The 26,427-nt window shown below is 37.6% G+C and carries 31 protein-coding genes; 17 read left to right on the top strand and 14 right to left on the bottom strand.

The features are described from left to right. Positions 1-47 precede the first annotated feature (47 nt). The 12 genes from ACSC97_RS00890 to ACSC97_RS00835 form a co-directional block, all read right to left on the bottom strand. On the bottom strand, positions 48-2,564 hold the full coding sequence (locus tag ACSC97_RS00890; RefSeq protein WP_436658753.1) for a TraC family protein: 2,517 nt from the start codon (positions 2,562-2,564) through the stop codon (positions 48-50). Positions 2,565-2,969: 405 nt separating this feature from the next. Next, the gene (locus tag ACSC97_RS00885; RefSeq protein WP_436658751.1) at positions 2,970-3,377 is read right to left on the bottom strand and encodes a hypothetical protein; all 408 of its coding nucleotides are present in this window, start codon (positions 3,375-3,377) and stop codon (positions 2,970-2,972) included. A 321-nt stretch (positions 3,378-3,698) separates the two neighbouring features. Then, positions 3,699-4,424 (bottom strand): type IV conjugative transfer system lipoprotein TraV, encoded by a 726-nt coding sequence (gene traV / locus ACSC97_RS00880; protein ID WP_436658749.1) that lies wholly within the window; start codon positions 4,422-4,424, stop codon positions 3,699-3,701. After that, complete coding sequence (locus tag ACSC97_RS00875) at positions 4,421-5,779, bottom strand: TraB/VirB10 family protein (RefSeq protein ID WP_436658747.1); 1,359 nt, start codon at positions 5,777-5,779, stop codon at positions 4,421-4,423. The genes traV and ACSC97_RS00875 overlap by 4 nt, the downstream gene beginning before the upstream one ends. A 12-nt stretch (positions 5,780-5,791) precedes the next feature. Then, positions 5,792-6,787 (bottom strand): hypothetical protein, encoded by a 996-nt coding sequence (locus ACSC97_RS00870; RefSeq protein ID WP_436658745.1) that lies wholly within the window; start codon positions 6,785-6,787, stop codon positions 5,792-5,794. A 12-nt stretch (positions 6,788-6,799) separates the two neighbouring features. Beyond that, on the bottom strand, positions 6,800-7,438 hold the full coding sequence (locus tag ACSC97_RS00865; protein ID WP_436658743.1) for a TraE/TraK family type IV conjugative transfer system protein: 639 nt from the start codon (positions 7,436-7,438) through the stop codon (positions 6,800-6,802). Then, positions 7,435-7,722 carry a type IV conjugative transfer system protein TraL gene (locus tag ACSC97_RS00860; RefSeq protein WP_436658741.1) on the bottom strand — a complete coding sequence of 96 codons (288 nt, stop codon included), beginning with the start codon at positions 7,720-7,722 and terminating at the stop codon, positions 7,435-7,437. The genes ACSC97_RS00865 and ACSC97_RS00860 overlap by 4 nt, the downstream gene beginning before the upstream one ends. A 3-nt stretch (positions 7,723-7,725) precedes the next feature. Continuing rightward, complete coding sequence (locus tag ACSC97_RS00855) at positions 7,726-8,337, bottom strand: OmpA family protein (protein WP_436658739.1); 612 nt, start codon at positions 8,335-8,337, stop codon at positions 7,726-7,728. Next, complete coding sequence (locus ACSC97_RS00850; protein WP_436658737.1) at positions 8,334-9,020, bottom strand: hypothetical protein; 687 nt, start codon at positions 9,018-9,020, stop codon at positions 8,334-8,336. Before ACSC97_RS00850 ends, ACSC97_RS00855 begins: the two co-directional genes overlap by 4 nt. Beyond that, positions 9,013-10,506, bottom strand: coding sequence for a GspE/PulE family protein (locus ACSC97_RS00845; RefSeq protein ID WP_436658735.1), 1,494 nt, complete (start codon positions 10,504-10,506; stop codon positions 9,013-9,015). Before ACSC97_RS00845 ends, ACSC97_RS00850 begins: the two co-directional genes overlap by 8 nt. Before the next feature lie 14 nt (positions 10,507-10,520). Further along, entirely contained in the window at positions 10,521-10,898 is a 378-nt protein-coding gene (locus ACSC97_RS00840; RefSeq protein ID WP_436658733.1) for a hypothetical protein, read from the bottom strand. Beyond that, positions 10,895-11,584, bottom strand: a complete 690-nt coding sequence (locus ACSC97_RS00835; RefSeq protein ID WP_436658731.1) for a lytic transglycosylase domain-containing protein — start codon at positions 11,582-11,584, stop codon at positions 10,895-10,897. Before ACSC97_RS00835 ends, ACSC97_RS00840 begins: the two co-directional genes overlap by 4 nt. 1,981 nt (positions 11,585-13,565) lie before the next feature. Between ACSC97_RS00835 and ACSC97_RS00830 the strand changes: the two genes are divergently transcribed. Together ACSC97_RS00830 and ACSC97_RS00825 are read left to right on the top strand one after the other, a co-directional pair. Then, the gene (locus ACSC97_RS00830; RefSeq protein WP_436658729.1) at positions 13,566-14,966 is read left to right on the top strand and encodes a hypothetical protein; all 1,401 of its coding nucleotides are present in this window, start codon (positions 13,566-13,568) and stop codon (positions 14,964-14,966) included. Between the two features lie 1,189 nt (positions 14,967-16,155). Continuing rightward, positions 16,156-16,572, top strand: a complete 417-nt coding sequence (locus ACSC97_RS00825; protein ID WP_436658727.1) for a hypothetical protein — start codon at positions 16,156-16,158, stop codon at positions 16,570-16,572. Positions 16,573-16,622: 50 nt separating this feature from the next. On the opposite strand, the gene ACSC97_RS00820 is transcribed toward ACSC97_RS00825, so the two are convergent. Next, positions 16,623-16,940, bottom strand: coding sequence for a hypothetical protein (locus ACSC97_RS00820; protein ID WP_436658725.1), 318 nt, complete (start codon positions 16,938-16,940; stop codon positions 16,623-16,625). A gap of 140 nt (positions 16,941-17,080) precedes the next feature. Between ACSC97_RS00820 and ACSC97_RS00815 the strand changes: the two genes are divergently transcribed. The 3 genes from ACSC97_RS00815 to ACSC97_RS00805 all read left to right on the top strand — a co-directional run bounded on the left by ACSC97_RS00815 (position 17,081) and on the right by ACSC97_RS00805 (position 18,886). Beyond that, positions 17,081-17,398 carry a hypothetical protein gene (locus ACSC97_RS00815; protein ID WP_436658723.1) on the top strand — a complete coding sequence of 106 codons (318 nt, stop codon included), beginning with the start codon at positions 17,081-17,083 and terminating at the stop codon, positions 17,396-17,398. 368 nt (positions 17,399-17,766) lie between these two features. After that, the gene (locus ACSC97_RS00810) at positions 17,767-18,063 is read left to right on the top strand and encodes a hypothetical protein (protein ID WP_436658721.1); all 297 of its coding nucleotides are present in this window, start codon (positions 17,767-17,769) and stop codon (positions 18,061-18,063) included. Between the two features lie 349 nt (positions 18,064-18,412). Next, on the top strand, positions 18,413-18,886 hold the full coding sequence (locus ACSC97_RS00805; protein WP_436658719.1) for a hypothetical protein: 474 nt from the start codon (positions 18,413-18,415) through the stop codon (positions 18,884-18,886). Positions 18,887-19,185: 299 nt separating this feature from the next. Here ACSC97_RS00805 and ACSC97_RS00800 read toward each other — a convergent pair whose 3' ends face one another. After that, on the bottom strand, positions 19,186-19,899 hold the full coding sequence (locus tag ACSC97_RS00800) for a hypothetical protein (RefSeq protein ID WP_436658717.1): 714 nt from the start codon (positions 19,897-19,899) through the stop codon (positions 19,186-19,188). A gap of 352 nt (positions 19,900-20,251) precedes the next feature. Between ACSC97_RS00800 and ACSC97_RS00795 the strand changes: the two genes are divergently transcribed. The 12 genes from ACSC97_RS00795 to ACSC97_RS00740 all read left to right on the top strand — a co-directional run bounded on the left by ACSC97_RS00795 (position 20,252) and on the right by ACSC97_RS00740 (position 26,346). After that, positions 20,252-20,779: a hypothetical protein gene (locus ACSC97_RS00795; protein WP_436658715.1), complete on the top strand. Its 528-nt coding sequence runs from the start codon at positions 20,252-20,254 to the stop codon at positions 20,777-20,779. Between the two features lie 312 nt (positions 20,780-21,091). Beyond that, positions 21,092-21,361, top strand: a complete 270-nt coding sequence (locus ACSC97_RS00790; protein ID WP_436658713.1) for a hypothetical protein — start codon at positions 21,092-21,094, stop codon at positions 21,359-21,361. A 101-nt stretch (positions 21,362-21,462) separates the two neighbouring features. Then, entirely contained in the window at positions 21,463-21,834 is a 372-nt protein-coding gene (locus tag ACSC97_RS00785) for a hypothetical protein (RefSeq protein ID WP_436658711.1), read from the top strand. 11 nt (positions 21,835-21,845) lie between these two features. Then, complete coding sequence (locus ACSC97_RS00780; RefSeq protein WP_436658709.1) at positions 21,846-22,058, top strand: hypothetical protein; 213 nt, start codon at positions 21,846-21,848, stop codon at positions 22,056-22,058. Between the two features lie 14 nt (positions 22,059-22,072). Next, complete coding sequence (locus ACSC97_RS00775) at positions 22,073-22,468, top strand: hypothetical protein (RefSeq protein WP_436658707.1); 396 nt, start codon at positions 22,073-22,075, stop codon at positions 22,466-22,468. 331 nt (positions 22,469-22,799) lie between these two features. Beyond that, on the top strand, positions 22,800-23,144 hold the full coding sequence (locus ACSC97_RS00770; RefSeq protein ID WP_436658705.1) for a hypothetical protein: 345 nt from the start codon (positions 22,800-22,802) through the stop codon (positions 23,142-23,144). A gap of 302 nt (positions 23,145-23,446) precedes the next feature. Further along, the gene (locus tag ACSC97_RS00765) at positions 23,447-23,887 is read left to right on the top strand and encodes a hypothetical protein (protein WP_436658702.1); all 441 of its coding nucleotides are present in this window, start codon (positions 23,447-23,449) and stop codon (positions 23,885-23,887) included. Positions 23,888-24,337: 450 nt separating this feature from the next. After that, entirely contained in the window at positions 24,338-24,556 is a 219-nt protein-coding gene (locus ACSC97_RS00760; RefSeq protein WP_436658700.1) for a hypothetical protein, read from the top strand. A gap of 22 nt (positions 24,557-24,578) precedes the next feature. Further along, on the top strand, positions 24,579-24,740 hold the full coding sequence (locus tag ACSC97_RS00755) for a hypothetical protein (RefSeq protein WP_436658698.1): 162 nt from the start codon (positions 24,579-24,581) through the stop codon (positions 24,738-24,740). Positions 24,741-24,775: 35 nt separating this feature from the next. Next, positions 24,776-25,201 (top strand): DUF262 domain-containing protein, encoded by a 426-nt coding sequence (locus tag ACSC97_RS00750; protein ID WP_436658696.1) that lies wholly within the window; start codon positions 24,776-24,778, stop codon positions 25,199-25,201. Between the two features lie 249 nt (positions 25,202-25,450). Next, on the top strand, positions 25,451-25,819 hold the full coding sequence (locus ACSC97_RS00745; RefSeq protein WP_436658694.1) for a hypothetical protein: 369 nt from the start codon (positions 25,451-25,453) through the stop codon (positions 25,817-25,819). A 35-nt stretch (positions 25,820-25,854) separates the two neighbouring features. Continuing rightward, positions 25,855-26,346, top strand: coding sequence for a hypothetical protein (locus ACSC97_RS00740; RefSeq protein ID WP_436658692.1), 492 nt, complete (start codon positions 25,855-25,857; stop codon positions 26,344-26,346). Positions 26,347-26,427 lie beyond the last annotated feature (81 nt).

The following is a 26,427-nucleotide window of genomic DNA, read 5'->3' as shown; positions in this document are numbered from 1 at the left end:
CAATTCAAAAAGAGCGAGGCTTCTTTAATCCACCTCACCCGACTTAATTAGCGGATTGAAACGTCCTCAAAGTCAAAATCGTCATCTTCTTGGACTACCCTACCTTTTGCGGATCGGGCTTCTTTCTCTCGTTTCTGAATATCGGCAATAATGTCGCTAATCACTTCGCCATTTGATAAGCGTTTAAGTACAGGTTTGAAGTATTCACCTGTTGATGAGAATAGAATGCGCTCATAATCGTTCAGAATTAAGCGAACAACTGATGTTGTTCCATCATCATTAGAGAAAATTAATGCTTCTGAATATTGTCCTTTAGCAAGCTTCAACGACTTGAATAGGTCAATCGTGTAAGGATCAGTATTGGTTAGATAACCCTCTTTAACGAGTGAATCAATCTCATTGGCATGATATGGCAAATAGATTGTGTAGTTCGCATTGACAAGAATCTTACCAATACTTTTTGACTTAGCCACACTCTGAATATTTTGAGTAACAAGCCAAACACCCGCAGAGTATTTACGCAAACGAGCATAGAAGTCGGCAATATATTCGGCAACTACAGCCACGTTTAGATAACTTGTCACTTCCTCAAAGAACACGAATTTACGAGGGAATGTTTCATTGAAGTACATATCTGCTTGGATACGAGATAACAAAAGCATCATTACAACTGTTTTAAGCTGTTCATTTTGCTTCAAGCCCTCTAATTCCAATACGATTAGCTGTGCATTCAAATCAAGGTTGTTATCACCATTGAAATAACGAGCATGTTGACCACGTTCTGTATAGTCATGCAACTGACGACCCATACGAGAAATTTCAGGTTCAGGTTGTTTATTTAAGAACTCGGCAACATCGGTAATCGTTGTCTTTTGAGCAGCCACACTAAACGATGATGTAATCGCACGTTTAATTGATGAAATTTCAAAGTCATTCAGAGGTGTACTTGGTGATGCCATTTGCATGACAATTTTAGTCAACCAATCCAAGTCCTCATTAATATCAACGACTAGGGTGAATGGGTTTAAGCAGACTTGGCTTGATTCTGAAAACTCAATATAAGTACCGCCTAGAGCAGCACAAAGTTTTTCATAAGAACGACCTTCATCAAGCAATCGGATCATTGCACCCGATTCATATTCTTGCTGAATAAAGTTGTTCGTAAATACGGATTTACCACCACCCGTACCACCAAACACCATGCCATTATGGTTTTGACCGTGCATAGGATCAAAACCAAAGTAGTTTCCTCTACGTGTGTAGTAGATTTGGCTGAAACCTGATTTTAGGTTTTGGAAATCACTAAACACAGGGGCGAATGTTGATGCATGTGCCGTTGTCATTGTTTGAATACGTGAAGTATTCCGTAATGATTCAATGCTTGGATAAAGCGGTAACGTATTCCAAAACAACGGAAATACGATTTTAGTATCGAGTGTTAAATTTAGGTTTTGTAGCTTGTAATAGTTATGCAAGGTAGCTGCTACACGTGAAAGTTTAGCTTTATCCTTGTGCATCAACACGACATTGAAATACAACTTACATGGGATTTGCCCTTGTTTTGTATTGTTGAACATCACCTCAAGACCATCTAGACGATCACGAAGTTTTGGACTCATTTTACGTGCGAATGCTGTAGCTGTATCTTGCGTTTGAAGATAGTTTAACTCGATTGAGTTGTTTTCAGCTTGTGTATCAGGAATGATGATGGTGCAGTTAATCACATAAGGACAGCCCACTTGCATGTGCGATCCCATTGCATCCCCGACTAAAGCATCCATAAGCGCAATCGTGTTGTACTTAGGCAATGCCTTAACAGACAGAACGCCAAAATAAGTATCATCAACTTGAACGAATTGTTGATCCGAGTTGTTGATAGTCGTAGTTTTTTGGAAAATCTGTTCTGATGTTTTTTGAAGATCATCATACGTGTAATCGTAAGATGAGTATGGGTAAATGATAGAGCGAACTTGAGCTACATATTCCTCTTTACTTAATTGTCGAATGTCATAGAAAATCGAGTTTTTAAGTGCATCAAAAACAGTGAAAACCGTTTCCTTCGCTCGTTCTAGATCGTATTCACTTAACTTTAAGTCGGCAGGGACTTTGACACTGATTAATAATCGGTTGTCTTTTAAAGTAACCTCATTAGCCAATGGCGCATATTTGGTTGAGCGTTTAAATGATTTAACTCGCTCTGTTAATGTACCCAACAAGCCTTCTTTTTGTTTTTCACTAATATTGCCATTGTCTAGAATGGCCTGTCTTTTGATTTTGAAATAGTTATCAAGAGGCTCAAATACGTGATTGGTTGCGATATGCGTCAATTGAACAATTGAATTGGGTGGCAACTGTGACGATAGCGCACCAACAAGCAGTCTAAAACGCTGATCATCCATACCGTTAAGGGTTTCTGCTGTAAAACACGCACCAATATACGATTGCTTATTATTGTTTTGGCAATAAAAAAAGTTATCTTCCGTAGGGCTTTCCACAGGCGTTAAACCCGAAACACGCTCCCTTTTCATCATTTTTGAAATACGTTTTGATGCTAGTTCAGCCATAAATGTTCTCTGACATTCAAAAATATTAAATTAATGTTATTATATTAAATATATGGCAAATATCCACATAAAAAAGAAAATTATTTTTATAATATTATATATATTCTATTAATAATTTATTTTAGTTTATAAAAACATTACTTATCTTTTTGACTTCTTTTAATTAATATTTAAAATTATTAAGATTTTATTATTAATCATATTTTTCATATACTTACAGAAATTTCAAAAATTCACACCACGCAAGACCACCAAAAACCACCAACAGCACCCACATAAACTTTTCTATTGGTTTAGTTACAAGCCTTTCCACAAACTTAATCCCCAACCATATATGCCCCAATACTTTTCTATAGACGAAAAAAAACCGCTTAAAGCGGTTTTCCTTCCGATAAAACTATCTAATTAGATAGTTGCACCGAAGAATGCCATTAGAACTTTAGGGCCATATAAAGCAACAAGAGCAATACCAACAGAAAGAATAGCACCAACTAAAGACTTAGCAACGAATGCAGAGTAAAGAGTTAATAATAAGCCAAGCATTGCAGCAAGCAAACCACCTGTACCATTCATAAATGTTAATAACCAATTCACAGGCGCACCAAGTACAGTACCCGCAGTAGCAACGTCACCCGCTTCACCTGTAGTTGCATTCAAGTCAGTACCTAATGATGATTCCTCAATCGCTAAAGCATTGTTCATCATAGCGAACAAAGTTACAACGAATAGAGAAAGACATACATAAGACGCAAAACGGAACGCTTTGGTTTTTGTAACTGCATCAAGATTGAATTTTGACATCACTAATTGCATGGTTTGATCCTTTTTAAAGTTTACATTTTTTTCGTAGCTACATTTCGTAGCTACATTTCGTATGTAACTACTTTGTACGCATGTTTGATTTTACCTACTTTTTTATTAATTTCTAGTCTTTCAACAGGTTTTTTTTAAAAAATATTATTTTTTTGTTTCGCCATTTATTATTTATATTTTTATTTATATTTATCTAATAATTTATTTTACATTTGTAAATAAAAAACAAAAGTTATCAGCACACGCTTTGATCAATAAAATTAAAAACCCATAAAAAAAGCTAACTTACGTTAGCTTTTTTGCTTTTCAGATGCAAAACTATTAAAAGTTTGCATCCTGATTATCTTCTTGACCCTGACCAACTAATTCATTTTGTTTCTGTAATGATGGTGAAATTGGTTTAGGTTGTTGCGGTTTTGGATTATTAGCATCATTAATACTTTGTGTAATGTTTGCTACCTCTTTATCACTCGCATTTCGTGCATCTTCACCCGCTTTTGATGCAGTCATAGATTCACTTGCCGACTTAAAATCAGCTTGGTTTGGTGCAGTTATTGGTGTATTACGCATTACCGATTCACCAAAGTTCCAACGGCGAGGCGTAATCTCTGTAAACATATATGAACCCCAATTCAAGGTTTCATTTTCATCTTTCCACGGAGCTACCCAAATACGCAGTACACGTGGTTGCTCTAGAACAGGCATCGGGTTTGAATTTGCTTGGAATTGTGGTTTAGCAAAAATATTCATCATTTCTGCTTCATTACCATTGCTCACACCTTTTACTTCTGTAGTTTGAGCTTTTCTAAACATACCCTGTTTCTGTTGGGTTTCATGGCCATGACCCGCATGATCAGTACCATCTAGAGTGTTTTGATAAACACCCAATTGGTCGCCATTGGTCATGTCATAAATTTGAGTAGGTGTTTTACATACCACACCATCAGGCAGACCTGAACAACCATACTTTTCGTTGTAGCCATTCATTGTACAGCCTGTTGCAAACACCGATGCAAGAGCGATTGCTAGATAAGTTTTCATTTTCATTCTTTAATCCCCTTCATCGGGTTTGTTAAAATCACCGTAACATTACGACCCGCATCAATTTCTACAACTGACACCATTTGTTCAGCCATATCCATATAGAAGTTTGCAACACGATCCAAAGCATTACCAACACCACTAGCAGCAGCAATTGCACCCGCATCACCGATGTTTGGAGCTTGGTATTGAGTTTGACTACCACCTGAAATGTTTAACGATGGAACACTTGATGGTGCAAATTGCTTACCTAGACCCGCAAGAGTACCCGCAAAGATAGAACGAGCAATCGCAGCACCTTGTTTAGTCACTACACGACCACGCATACCACCTTTACCATCTTCACCAACCACGTAAGCGGAAATTGTTGTATCAATAGAAGTACCATCTTTAAAGATACAAGAGATTTTTTCACCACGCATATCGGCACGTTCTGTTGCCAAGTTACCCACCCCTGATACAAGGACGAAACACTCTTTAACCATTTGTGCATAACGGTTTGGCAATACAGCATTTGCTTTCACACGAACCAAAGCGGGTACAGCAGCAGATGATCCACGACCACTTGTAGGTGCATCCATACCGTTAAGCAAAACACCTTGAAGCATACTTCCTGTTGGTAAACCTTTTTTCAAAATGATTTGCGCTTGAACCGCAGGATTTTGTGCTTTTGGTTGTCCCGCAGGGCGATAACCATTACTTTGAAAATTAGCCGACTTCTTATCACTTCTAATCACTTGGAACGGATCAGCTTGTGGAGCAGTTTCTCTTGGCGCAATCACTTCGTCAGGCGTAGCAGTTTGCGGTGGCATTTGAGGCTGTTCATAAGGGTTTGGTGCGGGTTGTTGCTGATTACCTGTATTCGCTACATTTTGATCAAGACCTTGCAATGGTGGTAAATTCACACCGCCATTTGATGAATCATCACGACCTAAACGCATTGATTTAACTTCATCCGTAACAGATGCAAGTTGTTTAGATAAATCAGAAATTTGTTGGCCAACAGCCTCATTCCCTGTTTTATAGTCACTCGCAATTTGCTGTTGATTTTGGAACAACGCTTCTTGTTGCTTACGCTGTCTTTCGATCTCGTTTTGGTTTAAACCACGTAGATCACCAATCCCGACTTCACCTGTTTTTGGTGCAACCATAGAAGTTTTTTCTACTGTAGAAACACTTGGATCAGCTTGGCGTTTTTCAGTTGCTTCCGCTTTTTTCTTATCGCCTAAGTATTTGGCAAAGAACAACATAAGCAAAACAACCACAACACCGATAATGATTCTTCGTTTGGTCGGATCAATGGCTAACCATTTTTGTTTCATTTCACCCATTTGGGCTTTGGTTTTATCTTTAATACTCATTGTTCCACCCCATTAATCATAAACCGATTCATCACCATTACCTGTATCGGCAATAATGATGACTTCTGTGCTTTTACTTGGAGCTAACTTAATATCGCCATTAAACGAAACCGCACGTACTCCTTTATGCCAAAAAGATGGTTCAGACAGTTCCACATAGTTACTTGATACGTTTTGAGCAACATATACAAAGACATTATTTTCAACACCTGAATAAATAGTCTTTGGACGCAACACTACAGCACCAATACGAACAATCGCTTTACCTGACACATTTGAACGAGAGTAACCATCAGGTAGTTTCCCTTGTGCAACAGCAGCCATTGTTGAACGAAGTACGTCTGTATAATCCGTAGGGATTTTTCCATTAGGATTTGACAGGCGATCTTTTAACGAGCTTTCAAGTGTTAATGTAATGTTTTGAGTAGCAATCGCTTTTGGAACAAGCGTAAGTGATGCAACAGGACTGTTATTCGCTAAATTGTCATCTTCACGAACAAAAATACCAATTGGTTGATCACTTTCCATGATCAAGTAAACATCTTGACCAACGACTTTGTATCGTGCGCCACCATTAACTAGAACGATTGGATTTCTAAACGGCGTATTGATACGGTTAATGTTGCCTTGCGAAACAGGAACAACGTGTGTGTCATCATTATCAATAACAACAGTTTGTTGCTTAAGCGTAGCAGCATCTAAAGTAATAGGTGCGGGAGTTACATACGATGGGCGTGTTAATGTCGTATTTGGCTCTTGGGAAATCGCAGTACGTTGATTCCCACCAACATTCATACCTGTTGGTAATTGTGGTGTTGGTGGTGTTGCGTTTTGTGGTAATGCAATATACCCATTCGCACCTTTTTGTGGTGGTGGAATATCATTGGCATTACGGAAAATTGCCTGATCCGCACTTACTTGTGTACTCACACCCACAGTACCGACAACAGACGCAGATAAGGGGATGCTTAGTAATAAACGCTTGACGATGCTTGTTTTAATGTTCATTAATCAATCCTCTTAGTTACTAGATTGTTGTTGTTGTGGTTGTTTTTGCATTTGCTGTTGAGCTTGTTCAGCACGGATATAAGCAAGTGTGCGTGGTTTATTACCATCATAAGAATTGAAGTGGACAACCATTGGCTTCCCTGCATTCATCTTAATAATGTATTCATAAACAACAGGCTGTTCTAAGACACGTGAACCCACCATTGAAGATTGCAACATCCCTTGAGCAAAGATTTTTCCTGTTTGTTTTTCATAAAACATATTCTTTAGAACAAACCATGAAGTGAAGTTTTCTTTTGGAAGTTTGTTTGCTAAAGCAACAAGAGATTCATCCATTTGTCGTTGTAAAGCGGGTGACAAAAATTGGTTGATCGTTTTGCGAGTATTTTCAATATTTTTTGGTGTAGTTTGACCAATAATATTAGAGAAAACAGCAGCCATTGCCTGATAGTATTCAACATTGGCACTGTCTTTTTGGATTTGGTATTCCTGATCAATGATCGGTGGCGCAATAATGATGCGCTCACTTTTTGTTGAGATCGTAATTGCTTGAACAAGTACAACTATCGACAAAACAAACGTGGAAAACAACGCACCAATTGCTACTTTGTGGGTAGTATTCCAATCTCTATTAAACAAAGAATATTTCATTCTTTATACTCCATGATTGATCCATTTCTGAAATATTTGTTGAGAGGAACGATACCCCACCGATAAGGATAGTGTATGTAAAACCCATCCATTGATTTTTTCTTAAATTGCACATAAAACTTGTAGAACACGAATAGCAATCCGATCATCACGAAGAAGTTTGTGTGCGTGAACAAACAGGCAAAAATAATCACAACGATAAAGCCAAATTCATCCATTTCCATAAACAGTAGGAATGGTGGGCCATCTATGTTGTCAGGAATTTGCAAAGGGGTTAGTGACATAGCTTACTCCACAACATTAATGGTAATAACAGCCCTACGGTTTTTCGCACGACCCGCTTTTGTCTTATTGCTTGCAATCGGTTCTAACTCACCTTTACTTGCACTAAGAATGCGCTCCGCACCAATACCTTGTTTAACCAACCAACGCTTAACAGCATCGGCACGTTTTTGACCTAAGCGTTGGTTGTATTTTTGAGTGCCGATAGAATCTGTGTGACCAACAATATCAACTTGAATGTCAGGGTTATCCAAAAGACGTTGAGCAATTGCTTTTAGCTTGCTTAAGTCGCCTTTCAAGATCGCCTTATCAAAGTCAAAATGTTTTTCATCAATAATGGTTTGTTCTGTGACTTGTGTTGGGGCAACACGAATCCAAATCACATCATCCTCTTGCTTTAAACCGCTTGAGATTTCATCACAGCCATTGCATACAACGGTCTGCTCTTGCGGTGGAATAATCACAACAGGACTTTCCGCAAAAACTTTCAATTGATTAAAAGTTGGTTGAGGAATTGTTTGAACAATAAGTTCAGGCGTTTCAACCTGTTTGGTTGCACAACCTGTAACAGCTAAGGACGCTGTAACCATTGCACCTAAAAGCAATTTCATTTTCATTGGAGTGCAGCCTTATTTTCACTTATATATTTGGATGTAATCGCATTAGCAAAATCCACGAATGAAGTTCTGCTATCCGCAATTGGTTCAGGGTTGATTGTGTAAATCCCACCAACGGTTAAAGTTGGTGTGTATCTAATGTTGTATTTCGCACCAAGAATGGCAGCGTTTTTTACAAGGTTTTTGGTTTTGGTTGTACTCCAAGCATCCATATAACTTTTGGCGTTATATCCCGCAGCTTTCGCAGCAATTAAGAAAGTTTTTTGGCTTGATGGATCAAAGTTCTTATTCTTAATTAAGTAGTAGGCATTTTTCTGAAATGCATTAATCTTCGATTTATCTACCGACCATGCAGCGTAATAAGCGAATGCCCCGACTAAACTATTTGGCTCTTGGGTTAAAACAGGAACTCGTACATAGTGAAAGTTCTTTGGTAACGTACTTCCCCAAATAGACATTTCCTCGTCATACTTTTCACCAAAATCACAGGTGTAGGTAAAAAAGTAGCGAACCACGTTGTACTCATTCCCAACATTCACACGACCAAAAACTTCAACAGATTGTTTTTCTTTGGTGCTTGGGTTTACAGCATCTATACGCCCTGTTTGCATCAAATCATCGGCATGAACTAATGTCGAAGCTGTAGCAATAGCTAATAATGTCGGGATAATTTTTTTAAGCATCAGGAACATCCCCACATTCACGGATTTGTTCAAGCGAACAAAAGTGCATTTCCACCAACGTGTCACTTAACGATCTACGTTGAATCAATGGGGTGCTTCTTAATAGTTCCTGAACATACTCAAGTTGATATGGTGTGATATAGCCAAGTGCAATTAAGCATTCGCTTAAAACCATACCTTCCATACTTGCACTAGATTTAGAACTAGAAAGCGACATTGCTTCCTCTAGTGAGGTTTTACCTTCCTCTGCTAAACGAACAACACAGGCATCTAAGGTTTCATACTGTTTTTGTTGCTCTGCAAGATCATAAATGCCCTTAACATTGCCAAGTGACAATTGCTCACGAATTTCATCATTCATTACAAGGTATTCAATTACAGGAATACGCCCCTCGTAATATTCGTTAGAGAAGCCACGACCAAAAAATGAGTTTGCCTTATCAGGGAAGCCACTCTTACGAAGCCACTCTTTTTGTTCAGGGGTAGCTTCCTCAACATTACGAACATCTTTACACTTACGAACCAAACGCTGTGCGCTCACCGCAATTAGTGTTTCATTGATGTGACTTGCATCAACACCCAATTCCATTAAACGAGATAAAGCACCTACAGATGAGTTAGTGTGCAAGGTACTTAAAACCAAGTGACCTGTTTGTGCTGCTTCAATCGCAGTCTTAGCAGTTTCAGAATCTCGAATCTCACCGACTAGAATAATGTCGGGGTCTTGTCGTAAGGCAGCACGTAAAGCTTGGTTAAATGAAATATTGTTTGAAACACTCACATGCTGAACATTACGAACTGTATATTCAGGTGGGTTCTCAATCGTGATAATTTTTTTGTCGATTCCATTAAGCTCATTTAAGAAGCTATATAAGGTAGAGGTCTTACCTGAACCTGTTGGGCCTGTAATTAGAATCAAACCATGAGCCGATTGGATATTCTCTAAGATCGCCGATCTAACAGATGGGGACATATCAATCGTATCAATACTACGCCCCGAGTTTGACTGATCCAATAAACGAATAACAATCGAATAACCGTGAGTTGTAGGAATACTACTAATACGCAAATCTAAACGGTGGTCGTAACGCAACCATCCATTTGCATCTACCGCATGACCTTTTGCAAAAGATTCCTCAATCATTGCTCTCGCATAAATCTTTTCACGAATCGCACTCATTTGAAGATCAGTCAAAATATTTCCGTATAGGTGTAAAGAATTGTCTTTACGGATTCGACAGATGTTGCCTTGTTCCAATGATTCAAAATGAACATCGGACACCTTTTCTTGCATGGCAACCTTGAACAGTTCATTTAGGAAATTTACGGCAAAGCCTTCAAATTTGTCTGTCTTTTCTTTTGATTGAATAAAACGTGGTGGCAAGCGACCATACGATCCCTCTATCTCAACCACATCAACATTATCTCGTTGGTTGTAAAACAGAGCATTATTTGAATGGGTTTTATCATTTAAATCTTGTGACATAATCAAACTCACCCTTAATAATTATTTGTGTTTTCGGCTTTTTTGCGGTTTTCAGAATCTTTTTCCTCAAAGTAACTTCCATCACCAAGAATCTGATCTTTGTACGCATCCCAATCGCAAACTACAGGTGGTACTCGGTCTGAATAAAATTGGATTCTAAAAAACAAGGCAGCACGTAATCTTGATCTCGCACTAAAGCGATCAATCGCATTTAGTGTTTCAGCATCACCCCACGGTTTTACGATTACCTTAGTAACGTCAGTACCAAGACGAATAGGCAGGGTTGCACGATCAATACGCTCACAAGGACTGCTCGTAATAAGCACGTAGCAGAAATAAACAATTAAGGTTAAGCAAACGACAGCAGCGATTAGCATTCTAATAATAATCATAGTTGCCCCGCATGTAGCCTATCGAGATTTGCACTAACCTTTCTGATATAGATAAGTTGCTTCCATCGGGTAACTGCATTATATGCGCCAACGGCATCACTCCAATTTTTGTACTGAACATAGTTATGAGCAAGAATCCATGATGCAACCTCTATATTTGTGCAAGGCTCATAGAGTTCCGACATTGAAATATTGAACTGTCGCTTTAAACGAGGTATCCAATATTGATTGATTTGCATTAATCCGTGATCCGTACCTTTTCCCAAACTTCCACTAATGCTTGGTCTAAAAGAACTCTCTGTTTGAGCAATCGCTAAAAGCAAATCAACAGGTACGCCGTATTTTCGAGAAGATTGATAAAAACATCCCATATATGCAGGGGGTGTTTTCATTCTGAATTGGTTGTTTGGTGTGTATGCCACTCGTTGTAATGCTGTGTTTGCTTGTCCATTTGGAACAACATAATTAGCATTTTGAACTACAGGCATTTGCTGACCAACCACAGGTGCGGTGCTAACCACATCTTGAGTAGATGTATTAGTAGCATTATCAGAATTACTTGCGCTTTCCACTTCTACAGGCTTTGGCTGCTCCTTACGGATAACAGTAATTTCAGCGTGAGAAACAGACGCACACATTGCAGATGCAACCGCAACATAGCCTAACTGTCTAACAAACTTTTTCACATCAAACCCAATTAGAATAAATATTAACGAAACTTATTACTAAGTATAATCTGAATTTATTTAATTTTGAATATTATTTTAAAATGATTTTATAACTTTATAATAAATATTATTAGAAACTTTGATTAACTTTTATAAAAACCTTTCCATAAATGATTTTTTATTTTTTTACAACATTAAAAAAAAGATAAGGCCACCTACAAAAGTAGTGTGGCCTTGAGAAACTTTACGAGTTTCCAACGTGTGCGATTCAGGCACAAACCGATAAGGACATAGTTTCTGTTCAGTACCCTTACCCTGAACCTGTGGTTATCAACTCACAGACAATTTCCTCATTAGAGGCAAGCGACTATTGGTAAGCTCAGGACTTGACTAGGCTAGTCAAAACTTCGGTGCTTAAACCCAATATAGGCATGAATCGTATTTTTGTTCCACGATCAGGACTTCGTGATTGTAAGGACGCTAGGATTTAAAATCCATCGGTGCAGAACTTACCACAGGGGCAAATTTAAAAACTAATTTAAATAAGCAAATCCTAACTGTTTATCGGCGCAAACCGAAGCGTGGTCATCGCTATTTTTCTTACGAAATAATCACTAACCTGAATATATATTGTGCCACCAATAATATACCCAATATCCGTTAGCTTTCTTCTCTTTGCCAATGAGTTTGCATTGTTTCATAAATGCCGAGTATTTCAATCCTCACTCACTATGATTTAGTGTGATCTTTTGATAATCACGCATTGCCTTTCGTTCAATATTCGCTTACGTTTTTATTCGCTCGAAAATACCTAATTCACATAATCAGAAATAAATCCAACTACATAAAACCTAATCAGCAATTCTCCCCCTCTCATTAATCTAAACTTATTCCCCATTCAAGACAGGTTTTCATTCAGAACATCTATATCCTAGAGCCACTAGGTATAATCATTGATGTGAGAGGTTCCCACGTTAGCATTAACGATCTTCGTCATTATAAGTCCCGACTTAATATTCAATCGAAATTGAAACTAAACAAGAAATATAATCGACAGTCAGTACGCCTATCCAATCCACCATATATTAACACTTCCCGATTTTTACGATAAAAGTTCCGAAAACTCGTATTATTGGTCAATATATAATTTCATTTTGGGTAAAGCACTTGACTTACACAAAGCAACATCTCGATAAATCAAATCAGTATTATATGCGTAAACCGCAAATAACCATTTATAAGATTATCTTCTACGTGTCACCTTTACAGGCTTGAGCTATCCATTGATCTTAAAAGCCAACTGAAAACGTCATCTCGACAAGTCATTTCAGCCAACCTCGAAGTACCGAACAATCGAAGCTTCCTCTCATGTCCCTAGTATGTCGCCATACTCTCAAAAGCCCACCTGTGTGCCATGCATACCGCCCTTCGTAGAAATTGAAGCGGTAAACAGAGGTTATTAACGCATCTAGCAATCCGTGCAGATACTCACCTTCTTCGTTAAGCAGGGTTAGTTATGTCACCATAACGCCCGTTTCCGTGTCGCCCAACTTATCAAAAACACACCAATCAAGTTCACATTTCATAGCTCACTCATTTAGTGGATTTTTTGGATTAGGTCAAAAGAGAGAATCTCACTCTCTAGTGCCTTTCGCAGCCGCACCAACTAGGTTTCCCACGTATGCAGCTTCGCATGATTGAATGCAAAGTATGGCTGTACTTACACACAAAAAATCACTACTAAATCATTAAGACCGAAACAGTTGCTACCTCATTGGCAATCCGTAGCAACGCCTTCTCGAATCTTGGATGGCATCGTAAAAATACCCCACCTGATACTGAAAAACAAGCCGACCAACCGCCTGACAGGAACTTTTATTTACTGAAACCGCCTGAAAAAGCAAAAAAACCTTAAAATAACTGAAAAAAACCTGTATAACGTATGTAAACCGATGGGGTACTTTTATTCAAACCGCCAAAATAGGGGTAAAAACAAAACATGATTAAATATTGCACAAAGCTTGGAAGCCTGCTGAATGAGCTAATTCGTGCCGTTGCGAATGGCGGTGCGAACTATTGGATGCAGTCATCTATCCCTCTTGCTAATGTAAATACTGTCTTTCCTAAACTCATAGCGAAATACAACCTGAACGATTCAGACCACCCTAGAAAGTTAGACCTAGAGAAAGGAAAACCTGTTTGGACAATGATCGTTTACAGTGATCCGTATGAACTTGGATACGTGAAGTTTTGGTTACTCACGACAGGATATAAAAACGCTCGTAGAACGTCTGATAAAGAAATACCTTTGATCCCACAGTTAAATAAAGACCTGTGTAAAAGGGAAAAACTCAAACCGATTCACACCGCAAACCCAAACGACCTGCTAAGAGTGAAAGAGTACGTTTTGGGGCAATATGTGCATTACACAGACCTTCGGGAAACATTTGCTAGAACCCACCTGTATCCTGAAAAATTCGGACTTACCCTCACCTCTGAAAAGTTAGACCACCTGAACAGTGAAGCGGGTAGCTCTCTGTCAATTCAGTCAATAGGTCGTGGGGAAAAGGAATCCCTAGTGCTTGATGGAAAACCTACCAACAAGCTAAAAGAATCCTTTGAAAATAAGCGAAAGGAATTTGGTTTTATATTCCTACAGGAAGATTATGAAAATAAAAAATATACTCCTGAACAAGTTAAATCATTATTAAAATCTACCTTTGGGATAATCCTACCTGATGGAACAGACTTTAATGATGCTCTTAAGCTACTTACGCTCAAATACCGTACCGCAGAAGAAAGACACCAATACATTTTCCGTTGTAATTCCAATAAGATAGTGCGTTTTACTTGGTATCTATCAGAAGATTACATTGAGAAAGCGTATTACACGCTAGATAGTGCAGTTAAGGTATCGGTACGCAATCCTGAAAAGATTGAGCAAGCATTTAAGCGTTTATATGCTAAGGCTAACTTTCATGGAGTGCGTCATCAAATTGGAGTAATTTCAGCAAAAACAAGGGCTAAGATACATAAGCTCACACCAATTCTTTACAAACGCATGGTGTTCCCTACTACCTTGCATTATACCCGCTTCTCTAAAAACGATATTAGTAACTTCCAAGAGTTTATCGTTGATACTGTTATTGTCTATATTGAGGATAATAAACGTAGCGTCCAAGCGGAAGAAAGAAATAAGCGGTTAAAATCTTTGAGAACAGGTATTCGTAATAAATACCCACAACTCAAAAATGCCACTCCCGCACAAATTGAAAAAATCATTAATGATTCAGGTCATAAACTTGATCCATTCAATGTTGAAGTTACGGAATTGGAAATATACGATTTCTTAGCAAAACATAATCAAATGAACCCAAATTTATTCTCAAATCAATTCTAAAATCTAATTTAGAATAAAATTTGAACAGCACTTTTTTTTAACTTTCCCTTTGAGAGAATTTTCTCGGGGAAAGTTTTTTGCATTTTGGCACTCTAGATCACTAGCAGTATAGGTTAGAACTTTCCCATCTTTTTAAAAAAAGTTTCCCTTCTTTCTGTGTTTTTTTTAATCACTTTCCCATCTTTTTAATTTTGTCTAAAAAAAGCGTTGTAAAGATATGAAAGTATTGCTGTTTTTGGCGTTTTTGAGATGGGAAACTTTTTGCCCCTTCGCCGTTGATTATAGTTATCCATAAAATTAATGATAGATCACTATTATTCGTGGCATAAACTTTTTTTCTCTATTTAATTTTTGGGTGATATTCATTGGGTGTTGTATTCCTATATACAGGGAAATGACACTTTCAATGATTTTATAAAAACAAAATATCTCATAATCCATTGTTTTATATTCATATCATTTGGCTATTATAGTTTTTACGATTAAATGTCGTTTTTAATCACAAAAACTTATTGTTGGTTTAATATCGCTATATATCGCTTCTTTATCCCATATACAGCCATAACTACAAAGATTGAACTCGCATGATCTGCTGTCTAATGGAATTTCAACGGCGTGATTCCCCGACTAAAACTATCGTGATAGATCGTATTTTTGTATATGTTCCACGCTTAGGAAATTGAAAAACAGAGAATGCTTTTATGCTCTTTTGGGTGATGTTGCAGCTAGAATTTTGGCTTCGAGATTTCAAAAAGTCGTGATCGTTTTACTTGGTAGAATGACACATGGATCATCAAAAATAGATTCCTATCTGAAAGCATTGGTTGCCTACCTCTAGGACATTGGTTCCTGATCTTGGGCCATAGATTGTTTACCACCTATAAAGCAAAACTTACCAATCACTCTTTTAATGTTTACCAATACGATTATTTTTTTACCATTTTTAGGTTTTATCTTTACCAAGATCACGGAATGGGCTTACCACACAGATCGGCTTCCCCTCACCCACCCAAGTACGGCGGTTCGCTTACAGTAGATTTTGGATTAGTTCTTGGTTTTTTTTAATTAGAGATTAGCTAATGTTTCATTAATTAATACCCTTATATATATAAATCATTTCTTAAATGGTATTATTTTTTATACCCCTAAAATAATTATGTTTTCATAATTGAAAAACGGAAATCACGAAATGTTTACGACTGTATGTACCACCCTGTTTGTTTTATCTATTGCGTATTTTACCTTTAGGCGTGGCTATCGTATTGCTTCGGGGATCATTGTACTTATCGCCGTTATTTCATTTGCAATACTCTATCGTGGGGAACAGCAGTACCTCGATGTAGCAGATAAACAGATTGGGGAACGCAGAACAGCAATCCTTGAAATGTCGGTCTATACCTTAGACGCTAATCCAAACAAAGAGCAGCTTTCAAAAGCCATTAAGGTTTATTCAGAAGATGATGGTGTATTCAGTAACCGTGACTATGACAAAGTTAAGAAGTTCCTACTTCCTAATATCGTAAAAGAAGTGAATAGCCACTTTAAGAATGCAGATCAAGAAGAAGCTGCTTTGGATGATATTACAGGGTATAAAGCCCCTAAGTAGAATGGATCACTTTTCACTAGATATAAAAAAAAAGGCTTCAAAGCCTTTTTTTATTCCTCGTCAGATTCCTTTATCAGAGGTTTGGTTTTCTTGTACAGGATTTCAATCTGATCTTCATTCAAAATGAACTTCACAGTATGAATGTAGTATTCAATCGCAATCACAATAAAGCCAATCGCAATAATTAGAAAATAACCCAATGCCACTTTGACATTGAAATCAAGAAACATACTAATCATGGTTAGCGTTAAGTATCCACCACCAATGGCAATCAGAGTTGCTAAACCCAATACAAAATAAGCTTCATTACGGAATACTTTTACAAGCGTATTCCGCTTCTTTTCAGTTTGATAATTGATCTCTTGCATCGGGTAGCCCTCTTTTTCTTTATCCTATAATTGTATCATAAATACTCTATTTTTAATATATACCACAGGAAACAAAATAGATTAAAAACAATGGTTTTGGTATAATGCACATTCACATAAGAACTGTATGGAACCATAGAATGAGTGAGCTTATTACACAGGAATTGAATACGCCGTATCAGCTTATTAAATGTAATGAGCCTGATGTACTCATTATCGAAGCGACTGATCCCAATGGGCCGACTATCACCAATGCAGCGAAAGCAGTTGTGAAAGATGTGGTTCAAAAATATGGTCAGCAATTTAATCACAAGAACGGATTGATCTATTTAGATTCAGATGGCTACTTTGATATTCTCTCTATCGAAAATGGCGAGTTCAAAAAATACCTTCCCCTACGTGCGACTACAGTTGAACAGGCTCTTGATTTGCGTAAAGCAAAATACGTGGCAAGTTAATTCAGCTACAAAAAAATAAAGCCTAGTGATCTAGGCTTTTTTTATACGTGAGATTTAGGCTATTGGTGTAATTAAGGTGTCGGGGTTGCTTCTTTCGAGTTGATCCACCGATTTTTATTCCCGCCGTTTTAAAAACCTTCGCTCACGCTCATTACGACCTCGCTACCGCTTGGCCATGAACAGCAAAAAGCGTTTTCAAAGCGTAAACTCGCCTTTTTTTGAAGTCATTTTAAAGTCATGGGAAATTCATCTAAACACTTGTTTTTGATTGGTTTTATCGGTTAAATATTTGTAATTATCTTGTAAATTTCATTGCTCTAGTGTGGTATATATTATATAATTGTACCTATCAACTAGGGAGCAACACTATGAAACTTAAAGCACATTTCAGACAAATCGGTAAAGTTACAGGTAAGATCGTTGTAATCACAGCCGTAGATGCAAGCGGTTATACCATCACTAATGACGCATACGCCGTATGCAAAGAAGCCTTGAAGCGTTATGGCTCATCAAGCTTCAATCACGAAAATGGCTTGATCTACGAGGATTCAACAGGTCGCTTTGATATTCTCTCAATCAAGAATGGCGAGTTTTCAGATTTTATCCCATTGGGAGCCACATCGGTGAATGAAGCCATTACCATGCACCAAGCAAAATTCAACTAAGGGATCAGGGGAGCAATCCCCACCCCTGACCATTTTTAAAAAGTTCCACTTTTTGCCTAGCCAACCCCAATGGCTAGGTTTTTTTTCGCCTGAAATTCCCTTTTTCCTAAAAAAGCCTTCGCTCACGCTCCGCACGACCTCGCTTCCGCTTGGCCATAAACAGCAAAAGCGTTTTCAAAGCATCGACCCCCGACTAAAAATGCTTGTTTAAATCCACTATCGGTTATCTATATAAATATCGGTTTTTGATTGAAAAAACTCCACTTGCCAACCTATACACTTTTGTTAATTTCATTGTTTTAGTGTGGTATATATTATATAATCAAAAGATCAACTAGGGAGTAACACCATGAATACAACAACAAACAACAGCAACAATACCCCAATCCTAAACTTTGATTTCAGTGATTTTGGCACTGAATCAATCGAGCCAAAAGTTATTCATAAAAAATTCAACTTTGCTATGCACCATACCATTGAGCTATATAACGGCTTTATGAACCGTGCGACTGATGAACTTAAATCAGATACACATGATTTTGATCTACAAGATTACATCATGGGTAAAGGTGATGATTCACTTAAAGGTAATCACCAAGAAATTTACAACCCTGTTGTAAATGGTGACTTGATCGAATTTGACACCCTTTTAAACCCTGCTATCGAAAGCATCCAAATTTGGGCGAAAGAATATTACTTATCATTCCAATTGATTTGTCAGCTTGACCCTGAAAATAAATTGGATGTAGTCACTAAAACCATCTACACCTTTCGATACGGCGAACTTGTAGATTCATTCAGTTTTTCAAAACGTGTTCGATAAACCAATGGGCGAAAGCCCATTATCCAAACCCTGTATTCACCTAATTAAATTTAGGTGAATTTTTCTTTGTCACCCCCTAGTGCAGCTTGACCACGAACACTTAACAGTTTTCGCCGTTGTTATGCTGCTTTTAAGCCTTCGCTCACGCTCATTACGACCTCGCTACCGCTTGGCCATGAACAGCAAAAGCGTTTTCAAAGCAATGATCCCCGACTTACCCATACAATGTATGGTGCGGATATAAGTTTTTTGAATTAATGTTGGTAATTGATCGGAAAAACTAGAACTGTCTAAAACGACTACCACTTGAGTAGTCTGTTTTGAACTTCATTATCAAGCATTCCCCATGCAACCAATAGACGACTATCCATTTCGGCAAGATCAATTTTCTTGTTGCGGTACTGCTTCAAGAATAACCCCTCAATATCCACCCCTTTAAACATTTCAGCATGAATCATGCTGTCGAAATGATTGGTCATTTCCAAACTGTTTTCAAAATGAAAGTAAATATCCTGTAAAGCTCGGCTATCCGCTTCTGTCGGAATACCAAATCTGCAATTCTTAGCCAAATGGCTAGATGCGTATTCAGCCCCCTTACGAACAACATAATCAAACTCGCTTTCATCCCAAAGCATGTCGCTTGGTGCGCTTGATTCATAAAAAACAATCTCACCTGATGACACAGGGATATTTTTACTTACAGAACGTGCGCCCGAGAAAAACGAATAGAACTCGCCATTTTCAGAAATAACGCCCCATGCGTTATTTGCTGATGTGCGATATACAGCCCCACCCTCAATAATGCTATATCCCGCCACAACTGAATTTTTCAAACTACCGCCGTGACGCACGAAAGCACGTTCAAACCATTGCAAGTTTTGCTCATTAAAATTATATCGAGAACGGTTATACGCCCCCTCACCAACGGTATAATAATCAGATTCATTGGCTGATCTGAATTGATCCATTACCGCATTGAATTGTTGTTCTTGAATTTTGAATAATACTTTCATTTTTTAGCCTTTAGCTCTCTAGTTGATGTAACCATTTTAAGCCAACACAAAAGCAATTCCTTTTTTCGCAAGCTTGCGGTGCTGATTAAAATATAATCACAATTCGCCATATTCACTAAAAAGCCTTCGCTTGCGCTCAATACGACCTCGCTTCCGCTTGGTCATCAACGGCGATCCCAAAGCGTAATCCCCGACTTGGGTTTTGATGGGTTAGGTTTAAATATTGGGTATCTTAATAAGTTGCTGAATTTGATTGAAAAAATAACGTATATAATCAATACTTTTTTGTGAATTTCCTTGTTTTGGTGTGGTATATATTATATAATGCCATTATCAACTAGGGAGTAACACCATGACTGTTCAATCAGCTACACCAATCGCAAAAGAAATTAGTTTTAATACAGGTTGCGAGTTAGAAAACCTATATCTTTATTCACCTCAAAATGAGCAATTCGTTAATACCATTATTGCTTTTATGAACCCTGATAAAACAGCATACGAAATGCTTGATATTGACCTTAAAATCAAGCGACTTGCGACTAAGGCTGCTTTGCATCTTGAAAATATTGTCTTTGCTTTGGCTTCAAAAATTTCTGATGACTATAACGGCGGTATGTGGGCGTTTAACGATAGTCAAATTTACATTTTAGATTCTGACGATCAATTTACAGTATCTAACCCAAATAAATACAGTAACGAGAGCTTAAACAATATTGAGTTTAGCTTGTTTGTTCAAATATCAGCACTTCATTATGTGGCTGCAACGTCTGATTGTGAAATCACAAATGAAGCCCTTTCTTATTGGTGGGATAAAACACGCCTTATTGCATTTAATCCTGATAATGGATTTGATTCTTCTACACTTTATAGCATTGAATGATAATCAGCCCTTTCAAAAGTCACCGCTAAGGTGGCTTTTTTTTGCCTTGATGTTTTACCTTGCTATTTTTCCACACAAAAAGGCCTTCGCTTGCGCTCAATACGACCTCGCTTCCGCTTGGTCATCAACGGCGATTCCAAAGCATGATCCCCGACTTGGTTCTTGATGGGTTAGGTTTGAACATCGGATATTTTAATAAGTACCTGAATTTGATTGTAAAAATAGCATAAATAATCAATACATTTTTGTGAATTTCCTTGTCTTGGTGTGGTATATATTATATAATTGCATCATCAACTAGGGAGTAACACCATGAATACACAAGCTTTAATTCAGAATATGAAGTTTCAAGAAGTTTCTAAAGAAGAAATGAACGAAAAATTAAATTTGCTTCCCCCTTGCCGTTGGGAGCTAGAGCGTGGATTTGAAGCGTTTGCCATGATGGAACCGCTTTTTTCTGATATTCACACATTCTATATGAATTTGGGTGGTCGCTTCTTTCGATTCCAAGCACCATACAAAACACCGTATGCAGTTACACAGTACCTTTGCAATATTTTCATGCAGGGTAAAACGGCTTAAGCCAATCTCGTTAAGATTTTCGCAAGCTTGCGGTTTGTGAGAATCTTAACCTAAACACTTAAAATAGACACATCAAAGCAAATAGCACGGAAATTTAAAAAATGAAAACTATCGTTAATTTAACTCAACATTCTGCATCACAAGATCAAATTGCTGTGGGCGTGTTCGACCTTGCTGATACAACAGCGTTAAAAGGTCTTTTAACCTTTGCTGATCTACCAACGGCGCAAGACATTCAAGAACGTGCGGAAAAAATCGCACAGCTTGCGAAAGCTGAAAACGTCACTTCCGCTATGGTTGGCGGTGCGGGCTACCTTATGCCTAAACTTGAAGCTGAATTGATTAAGGTTGGCATTAAACCGCTTCATGCTTTCTCTCAACGTGTATCCGTTGAAACCACCAATGATGATGGTGAGGTTGTGAAAACAAATGTGTTTAAACACGTTGGCTTTGTTGATGGTTCGCTATCTTAAGGGGATAGCTCATGTTGAAATTAAAAAAGCACTTCAACCAATACAAGCAATTTTATTTAAAGCTTTCTTTTCTCTTGGGTTGGGCTTGTGCATTGCTCTTAGTCCTATCCATGAATAAGCCTTTTGATTGGGTTGATGTTTTATTAAGCTGTCTTGGTACGTTGTTCCTATCTGTGACGATTGTATGTTTCGCCACGCTCAATAAAGATCGAAATACTTACTAAATTGGAGTATCGCCGTGAATCTTGTAAAAATGACCACCATTAGCCATAGCCCAACAGCTATGCAGAAGAATCGTGATGCTTCAATCGCATTTAAACAAGCTGAATCATCAAATCAAACCTTAGCTATGATTATTAACCCCTTTGAGGTTGGCGTGGTTGATGGTTATAACGTGTTTAGTCGTGCCAAAGCGTCTATGACTGATTACCTAGATGCTTTAAATCTCACATTAGAGCAAGCCAAGCAACTTGACGCTGAAAATGAATATATTGAATTTCATCTTGCCGACTTTGCAGAGCAATCTTTTACATTCAATGTAAATACACCTATCGAGTTTGTTGAAGATGGTATTTTCCTTGCCACCGACATTTATGGAAAAAAATATCAGATCATCATTGATTATCGGATATAAAGCCCCATATATATATTATAGGTTGATCCCTTTTTTATATCCTAACAGTCCCCCAACCGTTAGGATTTTTTTTGCCTATAAAAAGCCTACACACCCAAAAGCCCCTCGCTCACGCTCGATACGATCTGCGCTCCCGCTTGATCTTCAACAGCGACCTCAAAGGTTGGTTCCAACTTTGGCTCTTGCGCCGTGCGCTCGAACATCGGTTATCTAAATAAGTGCCTTATTTTGATAGGAAAAACTATTGATATAATCAATACTTTTTTGTGAATTTCCTTGTCTTGGTGTGGTATATATTATATAATGTCATTATCAACTAGGGAGCAACACCATGAATACATTAGCTTTAATCCAAAAACCTTTCATCATCCAATCGCTTAACGGCTTGTTCTGCTATGGCACGTATCAAGCGGAACATGACCGCTTTTTGCGTCATTTCGCTGATGACGAAGCTTCACAGAATGAAGCTTCTAAGCTGTATCATTCAGGTGCATACACTGAATACCATCTAGGTGAAAATGATGCTCATGTCATTTTTGCAAATGACGCTGAAATCACTTTCGTTAAGGATGGCTTATTCCTTGCGACTGACATTTGTGGTGATACCTACAAAGTTGCAGTCGTTTATCAGCCACAGATTGAAATCAATCTTGATACGCTGACAAACCACGCTTAAGCCTTTCGCCTAGCCCTTTCCATCGGCTAGGCTTTTTTTTGCCTGTCGCACGTGCGCCGTGTGCCAAAAAGCATTCGCTCACGCTCATTACGACCTCGCTTTCGCTCGGCCACCAACGGCGATCCCAAAGCGTAACCCTCAATTTTAATTCTTGATTTTATAGGTTTTCATATCGGTTATATAAATAAATACATGGATTTGATTGGAAAAACTTTAATTTTTATCTAATAATATTCCATGTTTTTCCTTGTTTTGGTGTGGTATATATTATATAATTGCATTATCAACTAGGGAATAACACCATGTATATCAACCAATTAAATGCAGTTAAAAATGCTTTTGCAGAAAACAAAGTTTTTGCTTTGGATTCAAATGTCAGCAGCCACCTTTTTAATAAAGGTAAATCAGTTATTGAGGTTTCAAAATCTTTTGTTGTGGTCGATCAAGATCAAAATAAAATCGTATGCCGTGCGGTATGTAAATTCCCATTCACACGTAATGAACTTGGGGAAGTAACTTCATTCCAAAACAACGCTCAATTTATTCAAAACCCAATTTTAACGACTGATTACCCTTATGCGCTTCAAATCACACTTGAGGGTATGTCTGTTGAATTTGGCTTGTTTATTGATAAATCTCTAGCTGAAATCAAGGCTCATATTGAGAGCTTCCTAGATTATGAAAATAGCTTTTATATCGCTATGGACTACCTGAACCAATTGAACTTAAAAAAAGTGGCTTAAACGCCACAGTACCAATAACCCCACCATTTAAAATAATGGTGGGAAAGTCATTAAACCCCGCCCCTAGTTTGATACCTAAAGGGGTTTGGCATCTCGCTCCGTGCGAGGTGTGTTTTTGGCCATTCGCTTGCGCTCCGCACGATCTACGCTCCCGCTAGATCATCAACGGCGATTTCAAAGCACTGATCCCCCGACTAAAAATTTGGTGAAAGGTCAGATTCCCTTTATTTTTCATGGTTCGGGATATTGTTGTATAATATCTTTAGTTGCTAAATTTCTAGTGACACATCACCCATGTGATTAGATGGTCGGTTAAAAAAAATAGACTGCATGGCTCATAGCGATATATCACTTATGTGATTAAAAATAACCTATACATTTTTGTGAATTTCCTTGTCTTGGTGTGGTATATATTATATAATTACCCTTATCAACTAGGGAATAAACACCATGAAAACACCCATTATTAAAGAAGTTCACATTAGCACCATTGCCGTTGGTGATACCGTAATGCACAAGGGACAAATGCTTACAGTTTGTCGTAAGGATATTTCAAAATCCTTTTGCGGTCACTCAATTTTTGGTGATTCTTATCGTTCAGGTCGCATACCTGTTAAGCGTGTCTTATTCGCCCAATGGCGTTCAGGTCAATTTAGTCATTACGCATAAACCAACAAAAAGGGATAAAACAATGAATCAATCAAAAAAGTATGACTTAATTTTACTTGGTTGTGCGACAGGTATTGCAGTTGTCGCACGTAATAAAATAGTAAACGGCGATTATGCAAAACTCACTTTGTTGAGTGGTGTTCATTTACTTAATCCTTATCACTCATGCGCCGTGTATCTCTGATAAGATCATTGCGTTACATCACTTTAGGTTTTGATATGCTTTCACAAGATGAATATCTAGAAAAAGTAAATCCAATTCGACAACCTGTTCAATCTGATACGGTGTGTGGTTTAGACTTTTTAAATGAGTGGCTTAAGTTGGAAGAAGATTCTTTCGGCAAGCCTATTAATATGGTTCCTGATTTTCAGCGTGGTCATGTATGGACGCACGATCAGCAAACCAAGTTCATTGAGAATGTACTACGTGGTTTAGTCGATAAAAGTGGCTTAACCATTCGTTTTAACCACCCAACCAAAGAAGCCCTTAATCATACAAACGATATAACAGGTGAAATTATTTGCCTTGATGGTTTACAGCGTTTGGAAAGTCTTAAACAGTTCCTTGCAGGGAATATCCTACCGTTTGGTATGTCTTATGCAGAAATACCAAGAGTATATCTTTATTGCTCTCATACAACTTGAATAATTATATTATAAACAATTGCTTATGCTAAATCACTATATTTAGCCTTATTTTTGATTTATATTTTTAGAGTGCTGATATATACCAACGTATACTTCTTTATTTTACTTTTAATAAAAAAGTTTGATTTTAAAATATTTAGCTATAAGAATTTGGTTAATTAATTTTTAGAATAAATAGTTATTTGTTTTTATGGATTTTGTGTTATAATATCTATTATAAAGTTCTTGTGTGTTGAGTTATTTATTATGTCAGTTACATTTAATCTTAAATTTATTGGGCAAGATAAAAACAATACTATGAGTGCGTTTCAAGGGAAAGAGATTGAGATAGTGAACCCTTATGTAATTTTAGATAATGATACATATAAGGGATTATCTATTTTTCCAACTAAAAAAATAGCTGCTGAATTCTGTCAGAAATGGAATTTTCAAAAATCGTTGATCAGGAAAGTTGAATCAAGATTCCAATCTGGTTGGGCTGTTGGTTTAGGACGTAATCTTTATGTTCCTGATCTTGGTGAGGGTATGCTTATCGCAAAAGCACTCGGTTGTGTTATTGAGTCTGTTATTGATGAACGTAAATATGTGAATCAAAAAGCTACTACTATTTTTTAATATTCCTCCGTGCTAGGTCGCAACTGGTACTTGCTGTGGTTGAGTTCTTTATTGCTCTCATACAACAATGCTCATTATCCGTAAGTTCTATTGATGTGTTAATGGGATACTTTTCAGATGAGTATGATGTAAATTTTGGCGTAACTGCTCCATCTTTGGCAGAAGCAAAATCTTTGCTGCACCCTTATTTAATCAATCTAACTGAAACATTTGATGAAAGTGCCTTTGCTTTAGATATTGATTATGCAAAATTAAGTCTAAGTGACGCTGTTAAAAAAATCGTCCTAAGTGATGGTGTTGATGGTAAGGACTTTGGTTATATTCAATATAAAGATAGTGGTGATGTTATCCTTACCCTTTTTAGCGAAGATGATCACGGTATTGAAAAGACATTCACCATAACAAGCGACATTGAAGAAATCTCGGCTGAAACGTGGGAAACCCTTAAAAAATACTCTGCTGTAAGGGACGTAACCGAGCTTGCCTTAAAAGGGAAAGAGCTTAGTCAAGAGATCAGCCTAGCATAAATCATAAGTGAATCATCATGGTTCAAGTACCCATGATGATTCATTTCACATACAATGAATAAAGATTCATTTAGCAATCTT

Source organism: Acinetobacter sp. P1(2025) (genome assembly GCF_051390655.1).
Taxonomy (GTDB): Bacteria; Pseudomonadota; Gammaproteobacteria; order Pseudomonadales; family Moraxellaceae; genus Acinetobacter; species Acinetobacter junii.
The sequence above is the reverse complement of the archived record's forward strand: the minus strand, read 5'-3'. Positions and strand labels throughout refer to the sequence as shown.